24 protein-coding genes are annotated in these 23,131 nt (G+C 60.6%); 11 read left to right on the forward strand and 13 right to left on the reverse strand.

All coding sequences use genetic code 11. The annotated features are described in order from the left end of the window. Window positions 1-193: 193 nt before the first annotated feature. From zwf to BLQ09_RS21075, 3 genes are read left to right on the forward strand one after another with little or no spacing between them, the layout of a single operon-like run. On the forward strand, window positions 194-1,660 hold the full coding sequence (gene zwf / locus BLQ09_RS21065) for a glucose-6-phosphate dehydrogenase (RefSeq protein WP_027605596.1): 1,467 nt from the start codon (window positions 194-196) through the stop codon (window positions 1,658-1,660). Next, window positions 1,647-2,360 (forward strand): 6-phosphogluconolactonase, encoded by a 714-nt coding sequence (gene pgl / locus BLQ09_RS21070; protein ID WP_027605597.1) that lies wholly within the window; start codon window positions 1,647-1,649, stop codon window positions 2,358-2,360. Before zwf ends, pgl begins: the two co-directional genes overlap by 14 nt. 17 nt (window positions 2,361-2,377) lie before the next feature. Further along, window positions 2,378-3,043, forward strand: a complete 666-nt coding sequence (locus BLQ09_RS21075; protein ID WP_092358422.1) for a bifunctional 4-hydroxy-2-oxoglutarate aldolase/2-dehydro-3-deoxy-phosphogluconate aldolase — start codon at window positions 2,378-2,380, stop codon at window positions 3,041-3,043. Between the two features lie 101 nt (window positions 3,044-3,144). Here the strand turns inward: BLQ09_RS21075 and BLQ09_RS21080 are convergent, their stop codons facing one another. Together BLQ09_RS21080 and BLQ09_RS21085 are read right to left on the reverse strand one after the other, a co-directional pair. Next, window positions 3,145-4,320 (reverse strand): aminotransferase class V-fold PLP-dependent enzyme, encoded by a 1,176-nt coding sequence (locus BLQ09_RS21080; protein WP_092358424.1) that lies wholly within the window; start codon window positions 4,318-4,320, stop codon window positions 3,145-3,147. A 10-nt stretch (window positions 4,321-4,330) separates the two neighbouring features. After that, entirely contained in the window at window positions 4,331-4,567 is a 237-nt protein-coding gene (locus BLQ09_RS21085; protein ID WP_017139191.1) for a DUF3820 family protein, read from the reverse strand. A gap of 207 nt (window positions 4,568-4,774) precedes the next feature. Here BLQ09_RS21085 and BLQ09_RS21090 point away from each other — a divergent pair, with 207 nt between their 5' ends. Beyond that, window positions 4,775-5,242 (forward strand): ferritin-like domain-containing protein, encoded by a 468-nt coding sequence (locus BLQ09_RS21090; RefSeq protein ID WP_010208206.1) that lies wholly within the window; start codon window positions 4,775-4,777, stop codon window positions 5,240-5,242. 146 nt (window positions 5,243-5,388) lie between these two features. On the opposite strand, the gene BLQ09_RS21095 is transcribed toward BLQ09_RS21090, so the two are convergent. Beyond that, complete coding sequence (locus BLQ09_RS21095) at window positions 5,389-5,859, reverse strand: MaoC family dehydratase (RefSeq protein WP_024077080.1); 471 nt, start codon at window positions 5,857-5,859, stop codon at window positions 5,389-5,391. Between the two features lie 57 nt (window positions 5,860-5,916). After that, window positions 5,917-6,861, reverse strand: coding sequence for an alpha/beta hydrolase (locus BLQ09_RS21100; RefSeq protein WP_092358426.1), 945 nt, complete (start codon window positions 6,859-6,861; stop codon window positions 5,917-5,919). Window positions 6,862-7,084: 223 nt separating this feature from the next. On the opposite strand from BLQ09_RS21100, the gene fadD2 reads away from it, so the two are divergent. Both fadD2 and fadD1 read left to right on the forward strand, forming a co-directional pair. Continuing rightward, entirely contained in the window at window positions 7,085-8,773 is a 1,689-nt protein-coding gene (gene fadD2 / locus BLQ09_RS21105) for a long-chain-fatty-acid--CoA ligase FadD2 (RefSeq protein ID WP_027605601.1), read from the forward strand. Between the two features lie 386 nt (window positions 8,774-9,159). Further along, window positions 9,160-10,851 (forward strand): long-chain-fatty-acid--CoA ligase FadD1, encoded by a 1,692-nt coding sequence (fadD1, locus tag BLQ09_RS21110; protein WP_027605602.1) that lies wholly within the window; start codon window positions 9,160-9,162, stop codon window positions 10,849-10,851. Between the two features lie 55 nt (window positions 10,852-10,906). Here the strand turns inward: fadD1 and BLQ09_RS21115 are convergent, their stop codons facing one another. Then, the gene (locus BLQ09_RS21115; protein WP_027605603.1) at window positions 10,907-11,284 is read right to left on the reverse strand and encodes a hypothetical protein; all 378 of its coding nucleotides are present in this window, start codon (window positions 11,282-11,284) and stop codon (window positions 10,907-10,909) included. A 201-nt stretch (window positions 11,285-11,485) separates the two neighbouring features. Between BLQ09_RS21115 and BLQ09_RS21120 the strand changes: the two genes are divergently transcribed. The 3 genes from BLQ09_RS21120 to def all read left to right on the forward strand — a co-directional run bounded on the left by BLQ09_RS21120 (window position 11,486) and on the right by def (window position 13,332). Then, the gene (locus BLQ09_RS21120) at window positions 11,486-11,671 is read left to right on the forward strand and encodes a CsbD family protein (protein ID WP_016973106.1); all 186 of its coding nucleotides are present in this window, start codon (window positions 11,486-11,488) and stop codon (window positions 11,669-11,671) included. A 167-nt stretch (window positions 11,672-11,838) separates the two neighbouring features. Next, on the forward strand, window positions 11,839-12,789 hold the full coding sequence (locus BLQ09_RS21125) for a YihY/virulence factor BrkB family protein (RefSeq protein ID WP_027605604.1): 951 nt from the start codon (window positions 11,839-11,841) through the stop codon (window positions 12,787-12,789). Window positions 12,790-12,792: 3 nt separating this feature from the next. Further along, window positions 12,793-13,332, forward strand: a complete 540-nt coding sequence (gene def, locus BLQ09_RS21130; protein ID WP_027605605.1) for a peptide deformylase — start codon at window positions 12,793-12,795, stop codon at window positions 13,330-13,332. A 39-nt stretch (window positions 13,333-13,371) separates the two neighbouring features. Here the strand turns inward: def and BLQ09_RS21135 are convergent, their stop codons facing one another. The 7 genes from BLQ09_RS21135 to BLQ09_RS21165 all read right to left on the reverse strand — a co-directional run bounded on the left by BLQ09_RS21135 (window position 13,372) and on the right by BLQ09_RS21165 (window position 19,537). Then, complete coding sequence (locus BLQ09_RS21135) at window positions 13,372-14,190, reverse strand: class I SAM-dependent methyltransferase (protein ID WP_027605606.1); 819 nt, start codon at window positions 14,188-14,190, stop codon at window positions 13,372-13,374. 60 nt (window positions 14,191-14,250) lie between these two features. Then, entirely contained in the window at window positions 14,251-14,688 is a 438-nt protein-coding gene (locus BLQ09_RS21140) for a GNAT family N-acetyltransferase (protein WP_027605607.1), read from the reverse strand. Between the two features lie 287 nt (window positions 14,689-14,975). Then, a complete protein-coding gene (locus tag BLQ09_RS21145) occupies window positions 14,976-15,476 on the reverse strand; it encodes a hypothetical protein (RefSeq protein WP_092358428.1) in 501 nt (166 codons plus the stop codon). Between the two features lie 133 nt (window positions 15,477-15,609). Further along, window positions 15,610-17,019, reverse strand: a complete 1,410-nt coding sequence (locus BLQ09_RS21150) for an MFS transporter (RefSeq protein ID WP_027605609.1) — start codon at window positions 17,017-17,019, stop codon at window positions 15,610-15,612. 12 nt (window positions 17,020-17,031) lie between these two features. Then, on the reverse strand, window positions 17,032-17,769 hold the full coding sequence (locus BLQ09_RS21155; protein ID WP_027605610.1) for an NAD-dependent epimerase/dehydratase family protein: 738 nt from the start codon (window positions 17,767-17,769) through the stop codon (window positions 17,032-17,034). Between the two features lie 10 nt (window positions 17,770-17,779). Continuing rightward, the gene (locus BLQ09_RS21160) at window positions 17,780-18,412 is read right to left on the reverse strand and encodes a glutathione S-transferase family protein (RefSeq protein WP_092358430.1); all 633 of its coding nucleotides are present in this window, start codon (window positions 18,410-18,412) and stop codon (window positions 17,780-17,782) included. 93 nt (window positions 18,413-18,505) lie between these two features. After that, a complete protein-coding gene (locus BLQ09_RS21165) occupies window positions 18,506-19,537 on the reverse strand; it encodes an HTH-type transcriptional regulator GntR (protein ID WP_027605612.1) in 1,032 nt (343 codons plus the stop codon). 212 nt (window positions 19,538-19,749) lie between these two features. Here BLQ09_RS21165 and BLQ09_RS21170 point away from each other — a divergent pair, with 212 nt between their 5' ends. Together BLQ09_RS21170 and BLQ09_RS21175 are read left to right on the forward strand one after the other, a co-directional pair. After that, window positions 19,750-20,283, forward strand: coding sequence for a gluconokinase (locus BLQ09_RS21170; RefSeq protein ID WP_027605613.1), 534 nt, complete (start codon window positions 19,750-19,752; stop codon window positions 20,281-20,283). An 84-nt stretch (window positions 20,284-20,367) separates the two neighbouring features. After that, window positions 20,368-21,720, forward strand: coding sequence for a GntP family permease (locus BLQ09_RS21175; protein ID WP_027605614.1), 1,353 nt, complete (start codon window positions 20,368-20,370; stop codon window positions 21,718-21,720). Window positions 21,721-21,815: 95 nt separating this feature from the next. Here BLQ09_RS21175 and alaC read toward each other — a convergent pair whose 3' ends face one another. Beyond that, window positions 21,816-23,027, reverse strand: a complete 1,212-nt coding sequence (alaC, locus tag BLQ09_RS21180; RefSeq protein WP_092358432.1) for an alanine transaminase — start codon at window positions 23,025-23,027, stop codon at window positions 21,816-21,818. Between the last annotated feature and the right edge of the window lie 104 nt (window positions 23,028-23,131).

Here is a 23,131-nt window from a genome sequence, read left to right on the forward strand (position 1 = left end):
GACGATGCAAATAAAAGGGTGGCAACCAATCGACGAGTGGCCTTTTGCGGTGGCCTATCCTACTGAGGGTAGCTGAACACCACCACTCGGAATGCGTATTTCCGGAAAATGTTGTGGTTATTACTACATTTTTCCTTGAGTGATGCCTTGAAAAAAGGTATTTGTAGCTTAACTTGATAAAAGAACAAACATCATGCCTTCGATAACCGTAGAACCCTGCACCTTTGCCCTGTTTGGCGCCTTGGGTGATCTGGCGCTGCGCAAGTTATTTCCTGCCCTCTATCAGCTGGATGGCGCCGGGCTGCTGCACGACGATACCCGTATCCTGGCCCTGGCCCGGGAAGCCGGTTCCGAGCAGCAACACCTGGCCCATATCGAAAAAGAATTGCGTAAATACGTCGGCAAGGAACTGGACGAGAGCATCGCCCAGCGCTTCCTTGCGCGCCTGACCTATGTCCACGTCGACTTCATGAAAGCCGATGACTACGTGGCCCTGGCGGAAAAGGCCGGCACCGAGCAACGCCTGATTGCCTACTTCGCCACGCCTGCGGCGGTGTACGGTGCGATCTGCGAGAACCTGTCCAAGGTCGGCCTGGCGGAAAACACCCGCGTCGTGCTGGAGAAACCCATCGGTTCGGACCTGGAATCCTCGCGCAAGGTCAACGATGCCGTGGCGCAGTTCTTCCCGGAAAACCGCACCTACCGTATCGACCACTACCTGGGCAAAGAGACCGTCCAGAACCTGATCGCCCTGCGTTTCGCCAATAGCCTGTTCGAAACTCAGTGGAACCAGAACTACATCTCCCACGTGGAAATCACCGTGGCCGAACAGGTCGGTATCGAAGGCCGTTGGGGCTATTTCGACAAGGCTGGCCAGCTGCGCGACATGATCCAGAACCACTTGCTGCAGCTGCTTTGCCTGATCGCCATGGACCCGCCGGCCGACCTGTCCGCCGACAGCATCCGTGACGAGAAGGTCAAGGTGCTCAAGGCCCTGGCGCCGATCAGCCCGGATGGCCTTACCACTCAAGTGGTGCGTGGCCAGTACATCGCCGGCTACAGCGCCGGCAAGCCGGTGCCGGGTTACCTGGAAGAAGAGAATTCCAACACCCAGAGCGACACCGAAACCTTCGTCGCGCTGCGGGCCGATATCCGTAACTGGCGTTGGGCCGGGGTGCCGTTCTACCTGCGTACCGGCAAGCGTATGCCGCAGAAGCTGTCGCAGATCGTCATTCACTTCAAGGAACCGTCTCATTACATCTTCGCCCCCGAGCAGCGCTTGCAGATCAGCAACAAGTTGATCATCCGCCTGCAGCCGGACGAAGGCATTTCCTTGCGCGTGATGACCAAGGAGCAGGGCCTGGACAAGGGCATGCAACTGCGCAGCGGGCCTCTGCAACTGAATTTTTCCGACACCTACCGCAGCGCACGCATCCCCGATGCCTACGAGCGGTTGTTGCTGGAAGTGATGCGCGGCAATCAGAACCTGTTTGTTCGCAAAGATGAAATCGAAGCCGCGTGGAAGTGGTGTGACCAGTTGATCGCCGGGTGGAAAAAATCCGGTGATGCGCCCAAGCCGTATGCGGCGGGGTCCTGGGGGCCGATGAGCTCGATTGCACTGATCACGCGGGATGGGAGGTCTTGGTATGGCGATATCTGAATTGAAACTGCCTCGGGGCGTGACTGCCCACGAGTACCGCACGCCTGTGCTGCTGGCGGACGGCCTGGCCAACGACGTGGCCGAACAACTGCGCGCGGCCATCAGTGCCCGTGGCGAGGCGACCCTGGTGGTGTCCGGTGGCCGCAGCCCCGTGGCGTTTTTCCAGAACCTGGCCAAGCAAGGCCTGGACTGGTCCAAGGTCACCATCACCCTGGCCGATGAGCGCTGGGTGCCGGTGGAACACGCCGACAGCAATGCCGGCCTGTTGAAGCAGCACCTGTTGCAAGGCCCGGCGGCCAAGGCCAGGTTCCTCAGCCTGTACAGCGCCGCCGCCAACCTTGAAGACGCTGCCGAGCAGGCCGATCGCCTGCTGGCCGAGCTGCCGGCCATTGATGTGCTGGTGCTGGGCATGGGCGATGACGGCCACACCGCATCGCTGTTTCCCAACAGCCCGAACCTCGCCGCTGCACTGCAGGCCGACGGTACCCGCCGTTGCTGGCCGATGCTGGCGCCGACCGTGCCGCACCAGCGCCTGACCATGAGTCGCGCATTGCTGGCCACGGCCCACTACACCGCGCTGTCGATTTCCGGCAGTTCGAAATTGACCACCTTGAGCGCCGCGCTGGCCAGTGACGACGTTGCTGCCATGCCGATTCGCGCGTTTTTGCAACCTACTTTAGAGATTTACTGGTGCCCATGAGCCAAGGATCAGCCGCTATGAAAAGCCCTCAACCGACCGTGTCCATGGCGGATAAAGTTGCCCTGATCGACAGCCTCTGCGCCAAGGCGCGGATCCTGCCGGTGATCACCATCGCTCGCGAGCAGGACATCCTGCCGCTGGCCGATGCCCTGGCAGCCGGTGGTTTGACCGCATTGGAAGTGACCTTGCGTTCCGAGTTCGGCCTCAAGGCCATTCAGGTGCTGCGTCAGCAGCGGCCTGAACTGTGCACCGGCGCCGGCACCGTACTCGACCGCCATATGCTTGAAGCGGCTGAAGTCGCCGGTTCGCAATTTATCGTCACCCCCGGCATCACCCGCGACCTGCTGGAAGCCTCGGTGCACAGCCCGATCCCGCTGCTGCCAGGCATCAGCAACGCCTCCGGCATCATGGAAGGCTACGGCCTGGGCTACCGCCGCTTCAAACTGTTCCCGGCCGAAGTCAGCGGCGGTGTTGCCGCGATCAAGGCCCTGGGCGGCCCGTTCGGCGAAGTGAAGTTCTGCCCGACCGGCGGCGTCGGCCCGGCCAATATCAAGAGCTACATGGCGTTGAAAAACGTGATGTGCGTGGGCGGTAGCTGGATGCTTGACCCGGAGTGGGTCAAGAACGGCGATTGGGCCCGCATCCAGGAAGTCACCGCGCAGGCGCTGGCGCTGCTGGATTGATCTGATTCATCGAATCGTTGTTGCTGTGCTTAACGGCATTTTTGCGGTGCACTTGGTCGGTGTACCGCTTTTTTTTGCCGGTAAAAACCTGAGGCCCACCTTTAATCTCTGCTTAGCTCGGTAATGGCATTGACCAGAACATTGATGTCCTCCGCCGACGTCACCAACCCCGGTGTCACGCGGATACAGGTACCAAACGCCGCACCGGTGCGCGTAGTAGTGAACAGCCCATAGTCGTTGAGCATGCGATCCACCATCACCTGCTGATCCCGCCCGCTGAACTTGAATGCCGTGATCCCGCAATACAGCCGGGGATCATCCGGCGTCAGCACCTCGATCCCCGGCAACGGTCGCACCTGGCTCACCCATACATCCCGCAGATAACTGACCCGCGCACCCTTGGCCGCCGCGCCGCCCATGGCGCGATGTTCTTCAAGCACCAACGGCAACGTCATTAACGCGGGGAAATTCGGCGTGCTGTACGACGTACGCGCACGCACGTCGGTGGCGGGGTAGTGGAACTCGCCCATGTCCGGATCAATATCAGCCAGGCATTCGGGGGCGATATAGAGGAACCCCAGGGTCAGCGGCGCGCCGATCCATTTGTGCAGGTTGAAGCCGGCGAACGCAATGCCCAGTTCGGCGAGGTTGAACTCGATCTGGCCCAGTGCATGGGCGCCGTCGAGGATCACGTCGATGGCATGCTCACGCGCGGCCTTGGCGACGGCCTCTACGGGCATCACCAGGCCGGTGCGGTGGGTCACATGGGTGAGTGCCATCAGCTTCAGGCGCGGGTACCGGGCGAACGCATCGCGATAGGTCTGCACCAGGCTGTCGAAACTGGCCGGATGAGTGTGGGACAACTCGATCACTTCTACACCGCGAACACCCGCCAACCAGCGCATCGCACCTTTGACGGTGTCGTATTCCAGGTCGCTGATCAGCACCTGATCGCCGGGTTGCAGGCGGTTGTAGTTGCGGATCAGCGACTGCAAGGCTTCGGTGGCGTTGCGGGTAAAGGCGACTGCCTCGGGGTCGACGTCGATCAGGCCCGCCAGTTGGCGACGGATCTCGACGTTTTCACCTTGCTCGAAGCGCTGGCGCACATACAGCGAGTTGCTGCGGTTGATAAACGCCACATGCTCCAGGTACTGCGCCTGCACCTCGCGGCTCATACGCCCGAAGTAGCCGTTCTCCAGGTTGATCGGGCCGGGCTCCAGCGCATAGCGCTGGGCGATGGCCTGCCAGTGAGGTTCGTTGTCAGCATTCCTTGGCATGGCGAGTCTCTTAATGGCGGGGGGCGGGTTTGCCGTGTTTAACGCGCAGCGGTTCCAACAATTCGGACAAGCCGTTGTGGTCGATTTCCTGCATCAATGCCAGCAACCCGCCCAGTTCGCCGTGGGGAAAGCCCTCGCGGGCGAACCAGTTCAGGTAGGGACCCGGCAGGTCGGCGATGATCCGACCCTTGTACTTGCCGAAGGGCATTTCGCGGGTGATCAGCAGTTCGAGTTTTTCGGGATTCATGGGCTTCATGTGAAGTGAGGCGAGGTCTTCGAAAATACAGGCATTCTGCATGAAGGCCAAATGACAGATCATGCAAATAACGTACATACAGATGGTTCAAATATTTTTAAGTTATTGAAAATAAACATAAAAGTAATTTTTCAAAACCTGGCACGAGCGCTGCAATCATTAAGACAACCCTTCTTCACCTGCCTAAGGAATTGAAAAATGACTGACATCAATAAAGAATCGATCTCCGTACTGAACGACCTGATCGAGACCAGCATCGACGGCCAGAAAGGCTTCAAGGAATGCGCAGAAGACATCAAGCATCCGGAACTCAAGGCGCTGTTTGCCAAGCGTTCCGCTGACTGCGCTACCGCTGCCGCCGAATTGAAGACCGCCGTGCGTGCCCTGGGCGGTGATCCGGAAGACTCCGGTAGCGTAGCCGGCGCCCTGCACCGTGGCTGGGTCGACGTGAAGTCGATGCTGACCGGTAAGGACGAAGAGGCTGTGCTGAACGAAGCCGAGCGCGGCGAAGACCACGCACTGAAGGCTTACAAAGAAGCCATCGAGAAGATCAACAAGCACAACCTGCTGGGCATTCGTGACCTGGTTGAGCGTCAGTACCACGGCGTGCAACGCAATCACGACCAAGTAAAAGCCCTGCGTAACCAGGCTCGCGCTCAGTCCTAAGCGCTCCTAAGCGCTGCTGGGTAAGACATGTGGGAGGGGGCTTGCTCCCGATAGCGGTGGATCAGTCGATATTTCAATGACTGACACACCGCCATCGGGGGCAAGCCCCCTCCCACATTTGTATTGTGTTGGCCTTGAAACCCTACTCAGCCGATGCTGATCGGCGGCAGCTCGGTCAAGGTCACGACCTGCTGCTTGCGTGGTGCAAGAATTTCCGCCTCGCCATCCACGACCAACTCATCGCGCTGGTTGAACACACGGGTGGCAATACGTACGCGAAACTTCGGCAGCTTCTCGAGGATTTCCAGGCGCACGGTCAGGGTATCGCCGATTTTCACCGGCTTCTGGAAGGTCATCTGCTGGCCGATATAGATAGTGCCCGGCCCGGGCAGCTCACACGCAACGGCTGCGCTGATCAGGGCGCCGCTGAACATTCCGTGGGCGATACGCTCCTTGAACATGGTCGCCTTGGCGTATTCAGCATCCAGGTGCACCGGGTTGTGGTCGCCGGACATGGCGGCAAACAGCTGGATATCACGCTCTTCGACGGTCTTGCTGTAGCTGGCGGTCTGGCCGACTTCAAGGGCTTCGTACGGGGTGTTGGTTACCTGGGTCATCTAAAGGTGCATCCTGTGGCTAATCGGTAATTTAACTATCTGATTTTAAACGTAAATTTATTCGCAGTGGGCCGGCCTGCGCAAGGTCAGGGCCTGGTCGAGCCACCTCAGCACATCGGCGGTGACTTCGTCGCGATTGGTTTCGTTGAACACTTCGTGACGCGCCTGCGGGTAGATATTCAGTTGCAGGTGCTGGCTGCCGGCCTCTCGCAGGGCATCGGCCAGGCTTTTGAGACGCTTGCCCTCACTGACCGGATCACATTCGCCGCCCATCACCAGGATCGGCAGGCCCGGATCGATCTGGGCGAGATTGGACGCTTTGCTGATTTGCTGCAAGCCGCCGAGCAGATCGATCCATAGTTGGTTGGTACAGCGGAAACCGCAGAGTGGATCGTTGATGTATTTGTCGACTTCGTTCGGGTCACGGCTGAGCCAGTCGAACGCGGTGCGGTTGGGCTTGAATGCCTTGTTGAACGAGCCGAAGGACAGGAACTCGATCAACGCACTGCGCCCACGGACACCCTGGCGCAGGCGTTCGGCGCGAGCGATCAGCCGTGCGGCGCGGTACAGCGCCACGGGCTGGAGATTCGAACCGCTGAGAATCGCTCCATGCAGGCTGGCGCTGTGGTGCAGCAGGTAGGCCTGGGCGATATAGCTGCCCATGCTGTGGCCGAGCAAAATGATCGGCAGCCCCGGCTGCTGCTGGCCGATGTGCTGGTTGAGGCTGGCCAGGTCGCCCACCACTTTGTTCCAGCCATCCTTTTCGGCATACAGGCCCAGCGTACCTTCGTCGGCGGTGCGGCCGTGGCCACGCTGGTCCGGCGCATACACACCATAGCCGGCACTGCCCAGGGCTTCGGCCAGCCGCGCATAGCGCCCGCTGTGCTCCGCCATGCCGTGGGACAGCATGACCACCGCCTTGGCCGGCCCGTCGGGCATCCAATGATTGACGTACAGGCGGCTGCGGTCATTCGCGGTCAGCCAGAAGGTGCTGTGGTTCATGGGGTTCCCTTTCTCAAGGTCTGCTCAAGGTCTGATCGACGTTGTTGCAGTGTATAGCTCATCTGTCAGGCGACGGGGTATCTGCCTGCGCATCAGGGACAAGATTCATACAATCAATGACGCAATTTGCTGTATTTGCCTGTTTGGCCATAGCTGCTAACGTCCCCCAAGCTCCGCTTTCTATAAAAGCGGCCGGACACCTTCAGGTAAGGGGACAAGAATAATGCAACCTGATTTCTGGAATGACAAACGCGCGGCGGGCGTTCCCAATGACATCGACCTGTCGGCCTACAAGTCGGTAATCGAAGTCTTCGAGCGCTCGTGCAAGGCCTTTGCCGACCGTCCGGCATTCAGCAACATGGGCGTCACCCTGACCTACGCCGAGCTTGAGCGCCAGAGTGCGGCGTTCGCCGGCTACCTGCAGCAGCACACCGACCTCAAGCCCGGCGAGCGCATCGCCGTACAGATGCCCAACGTGCTGCACTACCCGATTGCCGTGTTCGGCGCACTGCGCGCCGGGCTGATCGTGGTCAACACCAACCCGCTCTACACCCCGCGCGAGATGCGCCACCAGTTCAAGGACGCCGGCGTGCGTGCCCTGGTCTACCTCAACCTGTTCGGTTCGCGGGTGCAGGACGTGTGCACCGACACCGAGATCGACTACCTGATCGAAGCCAGGATGGGCGACTTCATGCCCGCCGCCAGAGGCTGGCTGGTCAACACCGTGGTCGACAAGGTCAAGAAGATGGTCCCGGCCTACCACCTGCCGCGTGCGGTGTCGTTCAAGCGCGCCCTGCGCATGGGCGCGGGCCTCGGCGTGACGCGCCATCCGGTGAACCTGGACGATATTGCCGTGCTGCAATACACCGGCGGCACCACCGGCCTGGCCAAGGGGGCGATGCTCACCCATGGCAACCTGGTGGCGAACATGCAACAGGTGCGCGCCTGCATGTCCCAGACCGGCGATGACGGCCACCCTCTGATCAAGGAAGGGCAGGAGGTGATGATCGCGCCGCTGCCGCTGTACCATATCTATGCCTTCACCGCGAACTGCATGTGCATGATGGTCTCGGGTAACCACAACGTACTGATCACCAACCCCAGGGACATCGGCGGGTTTATCAAGGAGCTGAAAAAGTGGCGCTTTACCGGGCTTCTGGGGCTCAACACGCTGTTTGTGGCGTTGATGGACCACCCGGAGTTCAAGAACCTGGATTTCTCCCACCTCAAGCTCACCAACTCCGGTGGTACGGCCCTGATCAAGGCCACGGCCGAACGCTGGGAGCAGATCACCGGTTGCTCGATCGGCGAGGGCTATGGCCTGACGGAAACCTCGCCGGTGGCCAGCACCAACCCCTACGGCAACAAATCACGCCTGGGTACCGTGGGCATCCCGGTGCCCGCCACGGCGATGAAGGTCATTGATGACGAAGGCACCGAGCTGCCCCTGGGCGAGCGCGGTGAGTTGTGTATCAAGGGCCCGCAGGTGATGAAGGGCTACTGGCAGCAACCGGCCGCCACCGCAGAGGCCCTGGACGCCGAAGGCTGGCTGAAGACCGGTGACATCGCGGTGATCGACGAAGATGGGTTTGTGCGCATTGTCGACCGCAAGAAGGATTTGATCATCGTCTCGGGTTTCAATGTGTACCCCAACGAAATCGAGGACGTGGTGATGGCCCATCCGGCCGTGGCCAACTGCGCGGTGATCGGCGTGCCGGACGAGCGCACGGGGGAGGCGGTGAAGCTGTTCGTGGTGGCGCGCGCAGAAGGGGTGAGCCTTGAGGAGTTGAAGGCGTACTGCAAGACCAACTTCACGGGTTACAAGGTGCCCAAGCACATTGTCTTGCGCGACTCGTTACCGATGACGCCGGTAGGGAAGATCCTGCGCAGGGAACTACGCGACATCGCCTGATGTGAGGTGCGGTAAAAATGTGGGAGGGGGCTTGCCCCCGATAACGGTGGTTCAGTCTATATGTCTGGTGACTGATTTCTCCGCTATCGGGGTGTAAGCCCCCTCCCACATTTATCGTGTGTCGTCCTGAAGGCCTTATTCCAGAGCCTTTCATCAACGTATTTCACTTCTGTTTAAAGTGTGACCAAATATTGTAGGACAGTCGTGATTATGACTGCGGGGCCCTCTTTAGGCTCTAGTCGGCCCTTGGCAAAGCTGCTACTCTCGGCGCGCTTTGTGACGTCTAGGCCTGCTTGAAAGCGCCAGATTCACCAAAAAAAAACATACACCAATAATAATCGCATCAAATGCGATGATGAATTCGCGTCGCTGAGGAGTGGGCTTCCATGCACGAAGACTTTTGGAAGGATAAGTACCCCGCCGGGATTGCTGCAGAAATCAATCCAGACGAGTATCCGAATATTCAGGCGGTATTGAAGCAGTCCTGCCAGCGCTTCGCCAACAAACCGGCCTTCAGCAACCTGGGCAAGACGATCACCTACGGTGAATTGTACGAACTGTCCGGCGCCTTCGCTGCGTACCTGCAACAGCATACCGACTTGAAGCCCGGCGATCGCATTGCCGTGCAGTTGCCCAACGTCCTGCAATACCCGGTCGCCGTGTTCGGCGCCATCCGTGCCGGCCTGATCGTGGTCAACACCAACCCGCTGTACACCGCGCGGGAAATGGAACACCAATTCAATGATTCCGGCGCCAAGGCGCTGGTCTGCCTGGCCAACATGGCCCACCTGGCGGAAAAGGTCGTGCCCAAGACCGCCGTCAAGCATGTGATCGTCACCGAAGTCGCCGACCTGCTGCCGCCGCTCAAGCGCCTGCTGATCAACAGCGTCATCAAGTACGTGAAGAAAATGGTCCCGGCCTATCACTTGCCCAAGGCGATCAAGTTCAACGACGTACTCGCCAAGGGCCAGGGGCAAGCGGTCAACGAAGTCTGCCCGGCCAGCGGCGATGTGGCCGTATTGCAATACACCGGTGGCACCACCGGCGTGGCCAAGGGCGCGATGCTCACCCACCGCAACCTGGTCGCCAACATGTTGCAATGCAAGGCGCTGATGGGCTCCAACCTCAATGAAGGTTGCGAGATCCTGATCACGCCGCTGCCGCTGTACCACATCTATGCGTTCACCTTTCATTGCATGGCGATGATGCTGATCGGCAACCACAACATCCTGATCAGCAACCCGCGCGACCTGCCGGCGATGGTCAAGGAACTGTCGAAGTGGAAGTTCAGCGGCTTTGTCGGCCTGAACACTCTGTTCGTGGCGCTGTGCAACAACGAAGCCTTCCGCAAGCTGGACTTCTCCGCGCTGAAGGTCACCCTGTCGGGCGGCATGGCCCTGCAACTGGCGGCGGCCGAGCGTTGGAAAGCGGTGACCGGTTGCGGCATCTGCGAAGGCTACGGCATGACCGAAACCAGCCCGGTGGCCACGGTGAACCCGATCCAGCATATCCAGATCGGTACCATCGGCATTCCGGTGCCGTCGACCCTGTGCAAGGTCATCACCGACGACGGTGTCGAGCTGGCCCTGGGTGAAGTCGGCGAACTGTGCGTCAAGGGCCCGCAGGTGATGAAGGGCTACTGGCAGCGTGAAGACGCCACCGCCGAGATGCTCGACAGCGAAGGCTGGCTGAAGACCGGCGACATCGCGATCATCCAGCCGGATGGCTACATGCGCATCGTCGATCGCAAGAAGGACATGATCCTGGTCTCCGGTTTCAACGTGTACCCCAACGAGCTGGAGGACGTGCTGGCGGGCCTGCCGGGCGTACTGCAGTGCGCGGCCATCGGTGTGCCGGATGAAAAATCCGGGGAACACATCAAGCTCTTCATCGTGGTCAAGCCGGGCGCCACCCTGACCAAGGAGCAGGTCATGGAGCACATGCGCGCCAACGTCACCGGCTACAAGGTGCCCAAGGCCGTGGAGTTCCGCGATGCGTTGCCGACCACCAACGTGGGCAAGATCCTGCGCCGCGAGTTGCGCGATGAAGAACTGAAGAAACTCGGTCTTAAAAAGTAATCCAATCCAAATATGGGAGGGGCTTGCCCCCTCCCACATTTTTTTGACCGCGTTCTTACACGGCGAACTGCGCGAAGCTCACACCCGCACCTGCCGGCCGCACATCCTTCAAGAACGAATCCTTATCCGCGCTCAGCTCCAGGGTAATCTCCGGCTTGCGCTTGCCCGCATTGCGCACCACCAGCCCCTCGAGCTTTTCACGCAGGAACACGGTCGGCACCTTCAGGTGCAGCAGCTGGTCGGTCTCGGCGTTGTGCATCAACAGGTGAATCCACTCGTACTGGCCGACGGCAATACGCCCCACCGGCAGATCGAACCACCAGATGTTGCGTTTGCGGTCCAGGTCGGTGAAGTGGCAGTTGTTGACGCCGAGTACGGCACCGCCCAGTTCCTGGTTTCTGCGGGCGATGGCCTGTGCTTTATTGAGTTTCATAACCTTCCTACGGGATCTGTTATTCAGCGTTGGAGCCTGAATGTGCCGGGCATTCTCGTGGGTTGGCTGCAAAACATAAAGCCAAACCTGTCGTTGGCGATGAAATGTTCACCGAAAAATAATTGAAACTCTGCCGAACGGCCTCGGGTCAATCTCTACGTAATGACCAAAACCCTTTGATTGTTCTTTCGGAGAAATACCATGGGCAGCACAGCGGATAAGGCAAAAGGTTTGAAAGACGAAGCCGTCGGTAACATCAAGCAAGGCGTCGGCAAAGTCACCGGCAACGACAAACTGCGCGCTGAAGGCGTCGTGCAGGAAAAGAAAGGCCAGGTTGAAAAAGCCGTGGGCGACACCAAGGACGCGGTGAAAAAAGCGACCAAGTAAGACTGCCATCGTGCAGCCGGACGGCCATCCACGGATGGCCGTTTTTATGTCACATGCAGTGATTAAAGTTTCGAAATTGTTTCAAGGTCGCCAAATAGGCTACCTTGATGTAGAAAACGGCCCCTGAGTCGCCCATGACCCCCCTTTTTGCGGCGAAAGGAGACGCTATGATTTTTCCGGTTCTCGATGGTCTCAAGCTCCACACAGTGCTGGTGCGCACCGTCAAGGAATTCGTCGATGACGAGATGTCCACCTACGCCTCGGCACTGGCCTACCAGATGCTGTTCTCGTTGTTTCCCTTCCTGCTGTTCCTTATCGCCCTGATCGGTTTCCTGCACCTGCCGGACTTTTTCACCTGGCTGCGCCTGCAATCGGAACTGGTGCTGCCGCCCCAGGCCCTGGAGCAGGTCAATCCGGTGATCGACCAGTTGCAGCAATCCAAGGGCGGCCTGCTCTCGGTGGGTATCGTGATTGCCCTGTGGACCGCCTCCGCTGGCGTGCGCCTGATGATGAGCGCCATGAACGCCGCGTACGACGTCGTGGAAGGCCGGCCGATCTGGAAGCGTTTTCCGCTGTCGGTTTTCTACACCATTGGCATCGCCGGCATGCTGCTGGCCGCCGCCGCGCTGATGGTGCTCGGCCCGCAGGTGATGGAATGGCTGGCCGGCCAGATCGGCATGCAGGAATTCGTGGTGACCTTGTGGACCATCGTGCGATGGCCGCTGATCGTGATCCTGCTGATGTTTGCCGTGGCCCTCATGTATTACGTGATGCCGGACGTCGAGCAGAAGTTTCGCTTTATTACCCCGGGTTCGGTACTCGCGGTGGTGGTGTGGATCGTCGCCTCCCTCGGTTTTGGCTACTACGTCAAAACCTTCGCCGACTACAACGCCATGTATGGCAGCATCGGTGCGATCATCGTGTTGCTCCTGTACTTCTACATCTCCGCCGCCGTGCTGTTGCTGGGGGCGGAGATGAATGCCGTGATCGAGCACATGTCGGCCGAAGGCAAGGAGCCAGGCGCAAAGGATTTCGATGAGCCCGCGCCCGCGCATGAAAAACAACATGTCTCCGGCCTCGGCCGCGACCACTCCAAACCCACTACCGATGAAGTCTGATCGATGATCCGTGAAATCCTGAAAATGGGCGATGAACGCCTGCTGCGTATCGCCCCACCGGTACCGCCGGAAATGTTCGACAGCCCCGAGCTGTGGCAATTGATCGACGACATGTTCCAGACCATGGAGCACGTGGGCGGCGTCGGCCTGGCCGCGCCGCAGATTGGCGTCGACCTGCAACTGGTGATCTTTGGGTTCGAAGCCAGCGAGCGCTACCCGGATGCGCCGCCGGTGCCGCAGACCATCCTGATCAACCCGTTGATCACGCCGCTCAGCCCGGTGCTGGAAGAAGGCTATGAAGGCTGCCTGTCGGTGCCCGGACTGCGTGGTGCGGTGGACCGTTACCAGCAGATTCGCTACGAGGGTTTTGATCCGAAGGGCGAGCCGATCGTACGTTTTGCCGATGGCTTCCACGCGCGGGTGGTGCAGCATGAATGCGATCACCTGATCGGCCGGCTGTACCCCTCGCGCATTACCGACTTCAGCAAGTTCGGCTTTATTGAAGTGATGTTTCCCGACATGGACCCAACCGCTGACGAGTAATCGCCGGCCCGTTGAGAACAAAATCTGGGAGGGACCAGGTTATTTGGCCGGTTTGACGAACCGCAACGTCATCCGGTCCGACTCGCCAATCGCCACATACTTCGCCTTATCCTGCTCCCCCAGCTTCAAGGTCGGCGGCAACGTCCACACGCCGGCGGGATAATCCTTGGTGTCCTTCGGGTTGGCGTTGACCTCACTCTGGCCTGCCAGCTTGAACCCCGCATCGGTGGCCAGTTTCACCACCTGGGCGGTGGTCAGGTAACCGCTGTCCTTGATCGCCTCCAGCTCGGCCCCGTCCTTGGCCCGGTGATCTTCCACGCCCAGCACGCCGCCCGGTTTCAACACCGTGTAGAACGCGCGGAACGTGGCCTCGGCGGTATCGGCCAGCACCCAGTTATGCACATTGCGGAACGTCAGCACGGCGTCCGCAGAGGCAGGTTTGCCGAACACCGGTGCCTTGGGGTCGAACTCGACCACGACTGCCTTGGCATAGCGCGTCGGGTCGGCGGCGAATTTGTTTTTCAGGTTCTCTTCGGACGTGCGCGCATAGGCGCTGCTGCTTGGCGCTTGCACGGCGGCGATGTAATGCCCGTGATCCTTGAGCAACGGCGCCAGCAGTTCGCTGTACCAACCGCCCCCTGGGGTAATTTCGATCACCGTCTGCCTGGCGCCCAGGCCAAAGAATTCCAAGGTCTGCTGCGGGTGGCGATAGCCGTCGCGGGCGCTGTTGGCCGGGTCGCGCCAATTGCCGGCCAACACGCTGGCGTATTGCTGGGCGCTGATCGGTGCGTCGGCGGCCTGGCTGAACGTGGGAACGAGGAGGGCGGTAAGGGACAGAGCTGCAAAGGTCGCTTTCATGATCATCCGAAAAGTGGGCCACTGTGTCGCCGAGGCTAGCATGGGGCCCATACGGGGCGATCACACATTATCCGAGGACGACCTCACTAAACGATCTAAGCCCATGGCGATCATCGGTTTGTTGCGCTTGTAGCGCACCAGCCGCTCGCTGAGGGATTGCGGCAATAGCGTGTCCTGGGTGAAACCCATGCGCTGATACAAACCTTCCAGGTCCGGATGGCACAACAACCACAGCGTGCCTTGCACCTCGGCCGCCGCCGCGGCTATCAATCGCCCCGCCAACCCCTGGCCGCGATACGCCGGGTCGACAAACACGCCGGTCAACCACTGTCCGCCGACCACGGGTGTCAGGCACAGGCCGGCGACAATCTCGCTGTCGCGCGCTACCCACAAACGCCCGCCCTTGAGCGCCTTCATCGGGGAGTCATGACGGCGATAAAACTTGTTCAGCAGCGGCCACAGCGGCTCAGCCAGGGGGGCGATGTGCAGTTCGGGCATGGTGTTTGGGCAACATAATCAAGGGCCGGGGATTATAAGCGCCTTCTGTGCGGCAATAGGTGGTATACCCAGTGTTACATCCCCTGTAAGTGGAGCATGCATCATGGCCAAAGGTATGGATTCAAAGAAAGCCGCGAAGAAGAAACCGGCAAAGACCGCCGACGAAAAACGCGCCGACAAGAAAGCCAAGAAAACCGAGACAGGCCTGTTCGGTCACTGAGTTAATGATCATTCCCACGCACCCGCGTGGGAATGCCGCCAGGGACGCTCGGCGCCCCACCTGTGGCTTAGATCGCCGCCAGGGTTTCTTTCACTGCCTGCGCCTGCGGTTCAGTGGTCTTCGCCGCTACCTGCTGCTCTTGCTGCTGCTTCAAACGCTCGGCCACTTGCTTGGAAATGGCGTCCTGCTTTTCCTGCGACATGTTCTGCACATCCGCCTCGGTCAACCCCTGTTCCTTGAGCAATTGCTCACGGATACGCTCGGCCGGGGTTTTGCTCATGTAATCGGTGAAGTCTGCGCGGGCGGAGCTGGTGGCGGGGACATCCGTCGTCACCGTGGTGGCCGCTGTGCTGGCCTGCAACTGCACGCGGGTCTTGGCGAAAGCTTCGTCGATGCGATCGCCGGCCTTGTCCAGATCCTTCTGCGCGGCCGGCAGGGTCACGCTTTGCTGCGCCGCTTGCAGGGCACCGCTGTACAGCGTGCTGGCGGCGGCGTTGGCCGGGTCCATGTCGGGACGCGTGATCTTTTGAAGGGTCGACACGGCTTGGGGATTGTTGTTAACCAGCATGATCGGTCACCTGGGAAAATGTTCGGTGCCATAGCGGGAGCAAATAACATGCCGGGTCCGATAACCCCGGTTTGACTGGATTTGGCCTGGCCGCCGCGGCAAACATTGTCCCGCAGGCGGCCAACCGTTGCCGTCAATGGGCGATATGTTCCAAGGCCAGGTTGCGCGTACGCGGGCCGAACCAACTGATGGTGATCATCACGATCAGCATGCTGCTGGCAATAAACGCCAACACACCGGGTGTGCCCAGGTGTTCGAGGATAAAACCGATCAACAGGCTGCTGAACACCGTCGACAAGCGGCTGAACGAATAGCAGAACCCCACCGCGCGCGCGCGGATATTGGTCGGGAACAGCTCGCTCTGGTAGGAGTGGTAACTGAAGCTCAGCCAGGCGTTGCAGAAGGTGATCATCACCCCGCAGATCACCAGCCCCACCGCCGTGGTCTGCAACGCGAACAGGCTGCCGAAGATCACCGCACCCATGGCGGAGCCGACGATCTGCCATTTGTTTTCAAAGCGGTTGGCCACCTTCACAAACAGCAACGGCCCCAGCGGGTAGGCGAGGGTGATGATAAAGGCGTACAGCAAGCTGTGGGTCACGCTGACACCCTGGCCCGAAAGCAGTGCCGGCAACCAGTTGCCGAAACCAAAGAAGCCGATGGCCTGGAACACATGGAACACAATCAGCATCAACGCGCGGCGGCGGTACGGCGGTTGCCAGATGTCGGCAAAACGGCCACTGCCTTGCACGCTGACGGCTTCGGGTTCGGGTTCATCCAGCGGTTTGCCATGGTCTTTCCGGCAGCGCGCCTCCAGGGTGTCCATGATCCTGCCGGCTTCTTCGAAGCGACCTTTCTGCGCCAGCCAGCGCGGTGATTCCGGCAGGCGCTTGCGCAGTTGCCAGATAAACAGCGCGAACACCGCACTGCTCAGCACCACCCAGCGCCAGCCAGACACCCCGAACGGCGCCTGGGGCACCAGCCACCATGACATCAATGCCACGGCCGGCACCGACAGGAACTGGATGAAAAACGCAAAGGCGAACGCCGAACTGCGCATGCGCTTGGGCACCAGTTCAGACAGATACGCGTCGATGGTCACCAGCTCGATGCCCAGGCCGATACCCACCAGGAAACGCATGCCGATAATGCCCAGCGCGGATGTCTGAATGCCCATCAATACCGTGGCGACGGTGTACCAGATCAGCGCGAAGGTGAAGATCGCCCGGCGCCCGAAGCGGTCGGCGATGGGGCTGAGCAGGCTGGCGCCGAGGAACAGGCCGAGGAAGGTCGCCGAGGCGAACGCCGCCTGGTCGGAGAAACCAAACACGCCCTCGCTGCCGGTGTGGAAAATCCCGTCACTGATCAGGCCGGGGCTGATGTAGGCGGTCTGGAACAAGTCATACAGCTCGAAAAAGCCGCCGATCGACAGCAGCGCTACAAGGCGCCAGACCGTGGCGACGGCGGGCAGGCGGTCGATACGCGCGCTGATATGGGCGGCGCGGATCGGGTCGATGCCGTCTGTAGCAGGGAGTGCAGGCATGGCGGGGAAAACTCAGTCAGTGATGGGGATATCGAAGGTCTGAAATGCATCGTCCAGCGGATGGTAACCCAACACCCGCGTGGTTTCGCTCAGGTCCAGGCGCTTGAAACGGTTATTGGAAATGCCATGGGCGATCAGGTGTTTCACGCCCTCGGCCTCCACTGCACGCTGCAGCAGCTGCACGGCATCCCGCGGGCTGAGCCAGGCGCTGAGGTCGCGGGCGTTGTTCAGGTCGTGGGTTTCAACGAATTCGAACGCGCCGATGCGCAGGGCAATCGTCGACAGCGGGGTTTTCGCCGCGTAGTAGCCACACAGCGCTTCGCCGTAGCATTTGCTCACGCCATACAGGTTGGCCGGCATCACCTGCATGCCTGGGGTGATCTGCCGGTCTACCGGGTAGCCTTCGATGGTTTGTGCGCTGCTGGCGAACACCAGGCGCTGTACACCCGCCGCCACGGCGGCTTCGAACAGGTAGGTGGTGGCGAGGATATTGTTCGGCAGCAATTCGTCGAACGTGGCGCTGGCGTGGGGGATGCCCGACAGGTGCACGATCACATCGATGCCTTCGAGCAGGCTGGCGAGGTTGGCTTTGTCGCTGAGGTCGGCGTGCACGAAGCGGTGTTCGCCCAGGTCGAAATCAGGCGCGATGCGGTCGGTGAGGGTGAAACGGTAGCGGTCTTTCGAGGCTTCGAAAAACGTCTTGCCGATTCTGCCGCAGGCGCCGGTGAGCAGTACGTTGAGTCCTTTCACGGGCGTGTCCTTAGTTATGCCCGTCGAGGGCGAAGAGCTGGAAGCCGTGGTGCTGGCCGAGGCGCTGGTAGTAGGCCGCAATGGCGGGGTAGGCCGGGCGCGCCATGGGCGTCATCTGCCAGCGGTGCACCGAGAGGCCGATGAGGATGTCGGCGAGGGTGAATTCATCGCCGGCAACAAAGGCCCCGGTTTTGCTCAGTTGTTGCTCGAGGATGCCCATCTTGTCGTTCCATCGTTGCACGGCGGCTTCAATCTGTGCCGCGTCCAGGCCGTGCGGGTTATTGCGTACCAGGGCGGTGAAAGCATCGCCCCAGGCACGGTTGAGCTCGACGGCCTGCCAGTCGATCCACTGCTCGACCCGGGCCCGTGGTGCGGGCTCGATGGGCAGCAGGTCGTGGCGCTGGTAAAGCCCCACGAGGTAGCGGCAGATGGTATTGGACTCCCACAGCACGCCGTGGTCGTCGATCAGCACGGGTATCTGCGCGTTGGGGTTCAGGGCGAGGAATTCGGCGGACTGGGTGGGCTGGAAGCCGATGCCCCAGTCTTCGCGCACGTAGTCGATGCCCAGTTCCTGGCAGGTCCAGAGCACTTTGCGCACGTTGATGGAGGACGTGCGACCCAGGATTTTCAGTGAATGTGCCATGGTGCTTTCCTTGCGATGGAGAACAGCCAATCTAGCAGGCGGGAGAAGCTACGGCGATGCCTCCGAGCGGGCGGGGTCAAAATGTGGGAGGGACTACGTGCTCTCGCGAACCTGCAACTCAAATCCCATGTCCACCACTGGCTTGGCGATCCTGTTGCCCGCCATGATCGTCAACAAATGCTCCGCCGCCCGCCGCCCGATCGCTTCCCTGGGGGTACTGATGCTGCTCAGGCGCGGCACCATGAAGGACGACGCCGGCAAGTCGTTGAAGCCCAGCACCGCGACACGTTCTGGCACTTTGATGCCGTGGCGCATGGCTTCCAGCAGCGCGCCCTGGGCCAGGTCGTCGTTGCCGAAGAAGATCGCATCCACATCCGGATGGGTGGCCAGCAGTTGCAGGAACAGCTCGCCGCCCAGGCCCACCGAGGAAGGGCGTGGTGTCAGCAGTTCCAGCGCCGGGTCGTACAGGCCCGCCTGTTGCAGCGCGCGGCGGAAGCCTTCACCACGCAGCAGGGTGCGTTGGTCCAGTTGCGCGCCGATATACGCCAGGCGCTTGCGCCCACGGGAGATCAAATGTGCGGCCGCGGTTTCACCCGCCGCCAACTGCGAGAAGCCCACGCAGTTCACGCCGGCGTTGGGGTCCAGGTCCATCATGTACACACATGGCACATTGCTGGCCTCGACCATCCGTCGGGCGCTTTCGGTGCGATCGAAGCCGGTCAGCAGCAACCCCCGTGGCTGATAGGCCATGTAGTTGCGCAGCAGGTTTTCCTCTTCGTCGCGCGAATAGTGGGAGTTGCCGATCAGCACTTCAAAGCCCTTGGGCCGCAGCACCTGGTGGATGGCTTCGAGGGTTTCGATAAACAGCAGGTTGGACAGCGACGGCACCAGGACTACCACCGAATGGCTCTGGGCCGAAGCCAGGGCGCGGGCGGCGGGGTTGACCACGTAGTTGAGTTCGGCAGCGGCGTGCTGGACTTTTTCCACCAACTCGGTGGCCACGGTGCTGATGCCGCGCAGCGCGCGGGAGGCGGTAATCGGGCTGACGCCGGCCAGGCGGGCAACTTCGTTAAGGGTAGGGCGACCGGTGGTGCGGGTATTTTTATCGTTCTTGGAGGTCATCAGGCGGCTTGCCAAACAAAAATCGAGGCACTAAGGTAGCGCTGTCTCCAAAAGGCTGCAAATTATTGAACTATGGGTTGCCTGATCCGGTTCAAATGATTGGAGCGGATGCACGCGTCACTCCATAAAAATGACAAGACGGCGCGGGAAAAGCCTGTTTTTGCACTTGCCTCACCGCGTGCAAAGGTAGCGCTATCTGCGTCTTGAGGTGTTTCATGAGTCAACCTGTTACCGCCCTGGTCATCATGGGTGTTGCCGGCTGTGGCAAAACCAGCGTCAGTGAGGCCCTGTGCCGCCTGAACGGTGCCACCGCCATTGAAGGCGACAGCTTTCACCCCGCCGCGAACATCGAAAAGATGAGCGCCGGCCACCCCCTCAACGACGACGACCGCGCCGGTTGGCTCGACATCCTGTGCGATGAACTGCGCCGTTCGCTCAAGGCCGGTGAACATCCGGTACTCACCTGCTCCGCGCTGAAAAAGAAATACCGCGACCACCTGCGCGAAGCCGCGCCGGGCCTGGGCTTTGTATTCCTGGAGCTGACCCGCGAAGTCGCCGCCGACCGCGTGTCCCATCGCCCCGGCCATTTCATGCCGGCCAGCCTCATCGACAGCCAGTTCGCCACCCTTGAATCGCCCAAGGGCGAGCCGCTGACCCTGGCCCTCAACGCCAGCGAAGACAGCGTCGAGGAGTTGGCCAGGCAGACCAACGCCTGGTGGCTGACACACGGTTTTGAACCATCCAACTGATTTTTTGCCGGAAAAGATAGCGCTATCCCCGGCAGGAAATTCAACACCCGCTTTAATAACAACAACAAACAGGAGAGACCCCCCATGTTTGGCATGTCCCACGAGTCGTACCTGCTGTTAGATGCAGTCGTTACCATCATCGGGCTGATCGTCTTGATCACCCGCTTCAAGGTTCACCCATTTATCGCGCTGATCATCGCGGCCGGCTTCCTTGGCCTGACCTCGGGCATGCCGGTGGACAAGATCATCAAGGCGTTCCAGGACGGTTTCGGCGGGGTGCTCGGCTTCGTCGGCATCATCCTCGCGCTGGGCACCATGCTCGGCAAGATGATGGCCGAATCCGGCGGTGCCGATCAGATCGCCCAGACCCTGATCCGCGCCTTTGGCAAGGACAAGGTCCAGTGGGCCATGATGTTCGCCGCGTTCCTGGTGGGCATTCCGCTGTTCTTCGAGATCGGCTTTGTACTGCTGATCCCGCTGGTGTTTATCGTTGCGCGCCGCACCGGCGTGTCGCTGATCAAGATCGGCATCCCGCTGCTCGCCGGCCTCTCGGCAGTCCACGGCCTGGTACCGCCGCACCCGGGCCCGCTGCTGGCCATCGGGGTGTTTGGCGCCGACATCGGCAAGACCATCCTGTACGGCCTGATCGTCGCGCTGCCGACCGCCATCATCGCGGGCCCGATCTTCGGTACGTTTATCGCCAAGTACATCCCGGGCAACCCGTCCCAGGAACTGGTCGACCAACTGGCCCGCGAGCCTGAGAACAAAAACCTGCCGAGCTTCAGTATCACCCTGGTCACCGTGCTGCTGCCGGTGTTCCTGATGCTGCTCAAAACCTTCGCCGACATCGCCTTTGCCGAAGGCAACGTGGTGCGCAACTGGATGGACATGATCGGTCACCCGATCACCGCCTTGCTGCTGGCGTTGCTGCTGTCGCTGTACACCTTTGGCAGTCGCCAGGGCATCCATTCCAAGCAGATCCTCAAGCTGCTCGACGCCAGCCTTGCGCCGACCGCCGCGATCATCCTGATCATCGGTGCCGGTGGTGGCTTCAAGCAGATGCTGGTGACCAGCGGCGTGGGTGACGTGATCGGCCACATGGCGGTGAACGCACAGATCAACCCGATCCTGCTGGCGTGGCTGGTGGCGGCGGTGATTCGTGTGGCGACCGGTTCGGCCACCGTGGCGACCATTACCGGCGCGGGCATCGTAGTGCCGGTGGTGGGGATGATTCCCGGGGTTAACCGTGAGCTGCTGGTGTTGGCGACGGGGGCGGGTTCGTTGATCCTGTCTCACGTCAACGATGCGGGGTTCTGGCTGGTGAAGCAGTACTTCAACATGACCGTGGCCGAGACCTTCAAGACCTGGACGGCAATGGAGACCATCCTGTCCGTTGTGGCACTGATCTTTATCATGTTGCTGTCGTTGGTGGTCTAACCGACACACTACAAGGCAAGGGTGAAAACCCAATCAACTGTGGGAGGGGGCAAGCCCCTCCCACAGTTTGACAACATTTGTTCAGGTGGAACGGGTCAGGCTTTAGCGACCAGCCCATCCGCCCGGAACATCCCGCGAATCCCGCGCACCGCCTGGCGAATCCGGTCCTGGTTCTCGATCAGCGCGAAGCGCACATGATCATCCCCATACTCGCCAAACCCAATCCCCGGCGACACACAGACCTTCGCTTCCAGCAGCAGCTTCTTGGCAAACTCCAGCGAACCCATGGCGGCATACGCCTCGGGAATCTTCGCCCAGACGTACATTGACGCCTTGGGATTCTCCACCATCCAGCCCAGCTCATGCAGGCCCTTGACCAGCACGTTGCGGCGCTGGCGGTACTGCTCGGCGATGTCCTTCACGCACTGTTGGTCGCCTTCCAGTGCGGCAATCGCGGCGACTTGCAGCGGGGTGAAGGTGCCATAGTCGTGGTAGCTCTTGATCCGCGCCAGGGCATTGACCAGTTCCGGGTTGCCCACCATGAAACCGATGCGCCAGCCGGCCATGTTGTAGCTCTTGGACAGGGTGAAAAACTCCACCGCAATGTCCTTGGCCCCCGGCACCTGCATGATCGACGGGGCTTTCCAGCCGTCGTAGACGATGTCGGCGTAGGCCAGGTCATGCACCACCAGCACGTCGTACTGCTTGGCCAGGGCGATCACCCGTTCGAAGAAGTCCAGCTCCACGCACTGCGCAGTCGGGTTGGACGGGAAGCCGAGGATCATCATCTTCGGCTTCGGAATCGACCCACGAATCGCCCGTTCCAGCTCGGCGAAGAAGTCCACGCCAGGCACCAGCGGCACCGAACGCACCTGGGCGCCGGCAATCACGGCACCGTAGATATGAATCGGGTAGCTCGGGTTGGGCACCAGCACCGTGTCGCCCTGGTCCAGGGTGGCCAGCATCAGATGTGCCAGGCCTTCCTTGGAACCGATGGTCACGATGGCTTCGGACTCGGGGTCGATGTCCACTGCGTAGCGATCCTTGTACCAGCGCGAAATCGCCCGGCGCAGACGCGGAATGCCTTTGGAGGTGGAGTAGCCGTGGGTGTCTTCCCGTTGGGCGACGGTGACCATCTTCTCCACGATATGGGGAGGCGTGGCGCCGTCGGGGTTACCCATGCTCAAGTCGATGATGTCTTCGCCGCGCCGACGCGCAGCCATCTTCAGCTCGGCAGTGATATTGAAAACGTAAGGGGGGAGTCGATCTATGCGCGCAAAGCGGCGCGGCGAACCAAGGTCTGCCATTGTTGCCTCGAGAGTACGTAAGCGCCCGGAACCGTCCGAGCGACGTCGGCCACTGCGGTGGCCTGCGGGGCAGACAATACGGTCGATGATGGCCAGTTGTCCAG

Origin of the sequence: Pseudomonas sp. NFACC25 (genome assembly GCF_900100935.1) — a bacterium.
In the GTDB taxonomy this organism is placed as follows: domain Bacteria; phylum Pseudomonadota; class Gammaproteobacteria; order Pseudomonadales; family Pseudomonadaceae; genus Aquipseudomonas; species Aquipseudomonas marginalis.

What these genes read in the sequence shown, in the direction of transcription:
- zwf (WP_027605596.1), top strand. Translation starts at nt 194, where the DNA reads ATGCCTTCGATAACCGTAGAACCCTGCACCTTTGCCCTGTTTGGCGCC.
- pgl (WP_027605597.1), top strand. Translation starts at nt 1,647, where the DNA reads ATGGCGATATCTGAATTGAAACTGCCTCGGGGCGTGACTGCCCACGAG.
- BLQ09_RS21075 (WP_092358422.1), top strand. Translation starts at nt 2,378, where the DNA reads ATGAAAAGCCCTCAACCGACCGTGTCCATGGCGGATAAAGTTGCCCTG.
- BLQ09_RS21080 (WP_092358424.1), bottom strand. Translation starts at nt 4,320, where the DNA reads ATGCCAAGGAATGCTGACAACGAACCTCACTGGCAGGCCATCGCCCAG.
- BLQ09_RS21085 (WP_017139191.1), bottom strand. Translation starts at nt 4,567, where the DNA reads ATGAATCCCGAAAAACTCGAACTGCTGATCACCCGCGAAATGCCCTTC.
- BLQ09_RS21090 (WP_010208206.1), top strand. Translation starts at nt 4,775, where the DNA reads ATGACTGACATCAATAAAGAATCGATCTCCGTACTGAACGACCTGATC.
- BLQ09_RS21095 (WP_024077080.1), bottom strand. Translation starts at nt 5,859, where the DNA reads ATGACCCAGGTAACCAACACCCCGTACGAAGCCCTTGAAGTCGGCCAG.
- BLQ09_RS21100 (WP_092358426.1), bottom strand. Translation starts at nt 6,861, where the DNA reads ATGAACCACAGCACCTTCTGGCTGACCGCGAATGACCGCAGCCGCCTG.
- fadD2 (WP_027605601.1), top strand. Translation starts at nt 7,085, where the DNA reads ATGCAACCTGATTTCTGGAATGACAAACGCGCGGCGGGCGTTCCCAAT.
- fadD1 (WP_027605602.1), top strand. Translation starts at nt 9,160, where the DNA reads ATGCACGAAGACTTTTGGAAGGATAAGTACCCCGCCGGGATTGCTGCA.
- BLQ09_RS21115 (WP_027605603.1), bottom strand. Translation starts at nt 11,284, where the DNA reads ATGAAACTCAATAAAGCACAGGCCATCGCCCGCAGAAACCAGGAACTG.
- BLQ09_RS21120 (WP_016973106.1), top strand. Translation starts at nt 11,486, where the DNA reads ATGGGCAGCACAGCGGATAAGGCAAAAGGTTTGAAAGACGAAGCCGTC.
- BLQ09_RS21125 (WP_027605604.1), top strand. Translation starts at nt 11,839, where the DNA reads ATGATTTTTCCGGTTCTCGATGGTCTCAAGCTCCACACAGTGCTGGTG.
- def (WP_027605605.1), top strand. Translation starts at nt 12,793, where the DNA reads ATGATCCGTGAAATCCTGAAAATGGGCGATGAACGCCTGCTGCGTATC.
- BLQ09_RS21135 (WP_027605606.1), bottom strand. Translation starts at nt 14,190, where the DNA reads ATGAAAGCGACCTTTGCAGCTCTGTCCCTTACCGCCCTCCTCGTTCCC.
- BLQ09_RS21140 (WP_027605607.1), bottom strand. Translation starts at nt 14,688, where the DNA reads ATGCCCGAACTGCACATCGCCCCCCTGGCTGAGCCGCTGTGGCCGCTG.
- BLQ09_RS21145 (WP_092358428.1), bottom strand. Translation starts at nt 15,476, where the DNA reads ATGCTGGTTAACAACAATCCCCAAGCCGTGTCGACCCTTCAAAAGATC.
- BLQ09_RS21150 (WP_027605609.1), bottom strand. Translation starts at nt 17,019, where the DNA reads ATGCCTGCACTCCCTGCTACAGACGGCATCGACCCGATCCGCGCCGCC.
- BLQ09_RS21160 (WP_092358430.1), bottom strand. Translation starts at nt 18,412, where the DNA reads ATGGCACATTCACTGAAAATCCTGGGTCGCACGTCCTCCATCAACGTG.
- BLQ09_RS21170 (WP_027605613.1), top strand. Translation starts at nt 19,750, where the DNA reads ATGAGTCAACCTGTTACCGCCCTGGTCATCATGGGTGTTGCCGGCTGT.
- BLQ09_RS21175 (WP_027605614.1), top strand. Translation starts at nt 20,368, where the DNA reads ATGTTTGGCATGTCCCACGAGTCGTACCTGCTGTTAGATGCAGTCGTT.
- alaC (WP_092358432.1), bottom strand. Translation starts at nt 23,027, where the DNA reads ATGGCAGACCTTGGTTCGCCGCGCCGCTTTGCGCGCATAGATCGACTC.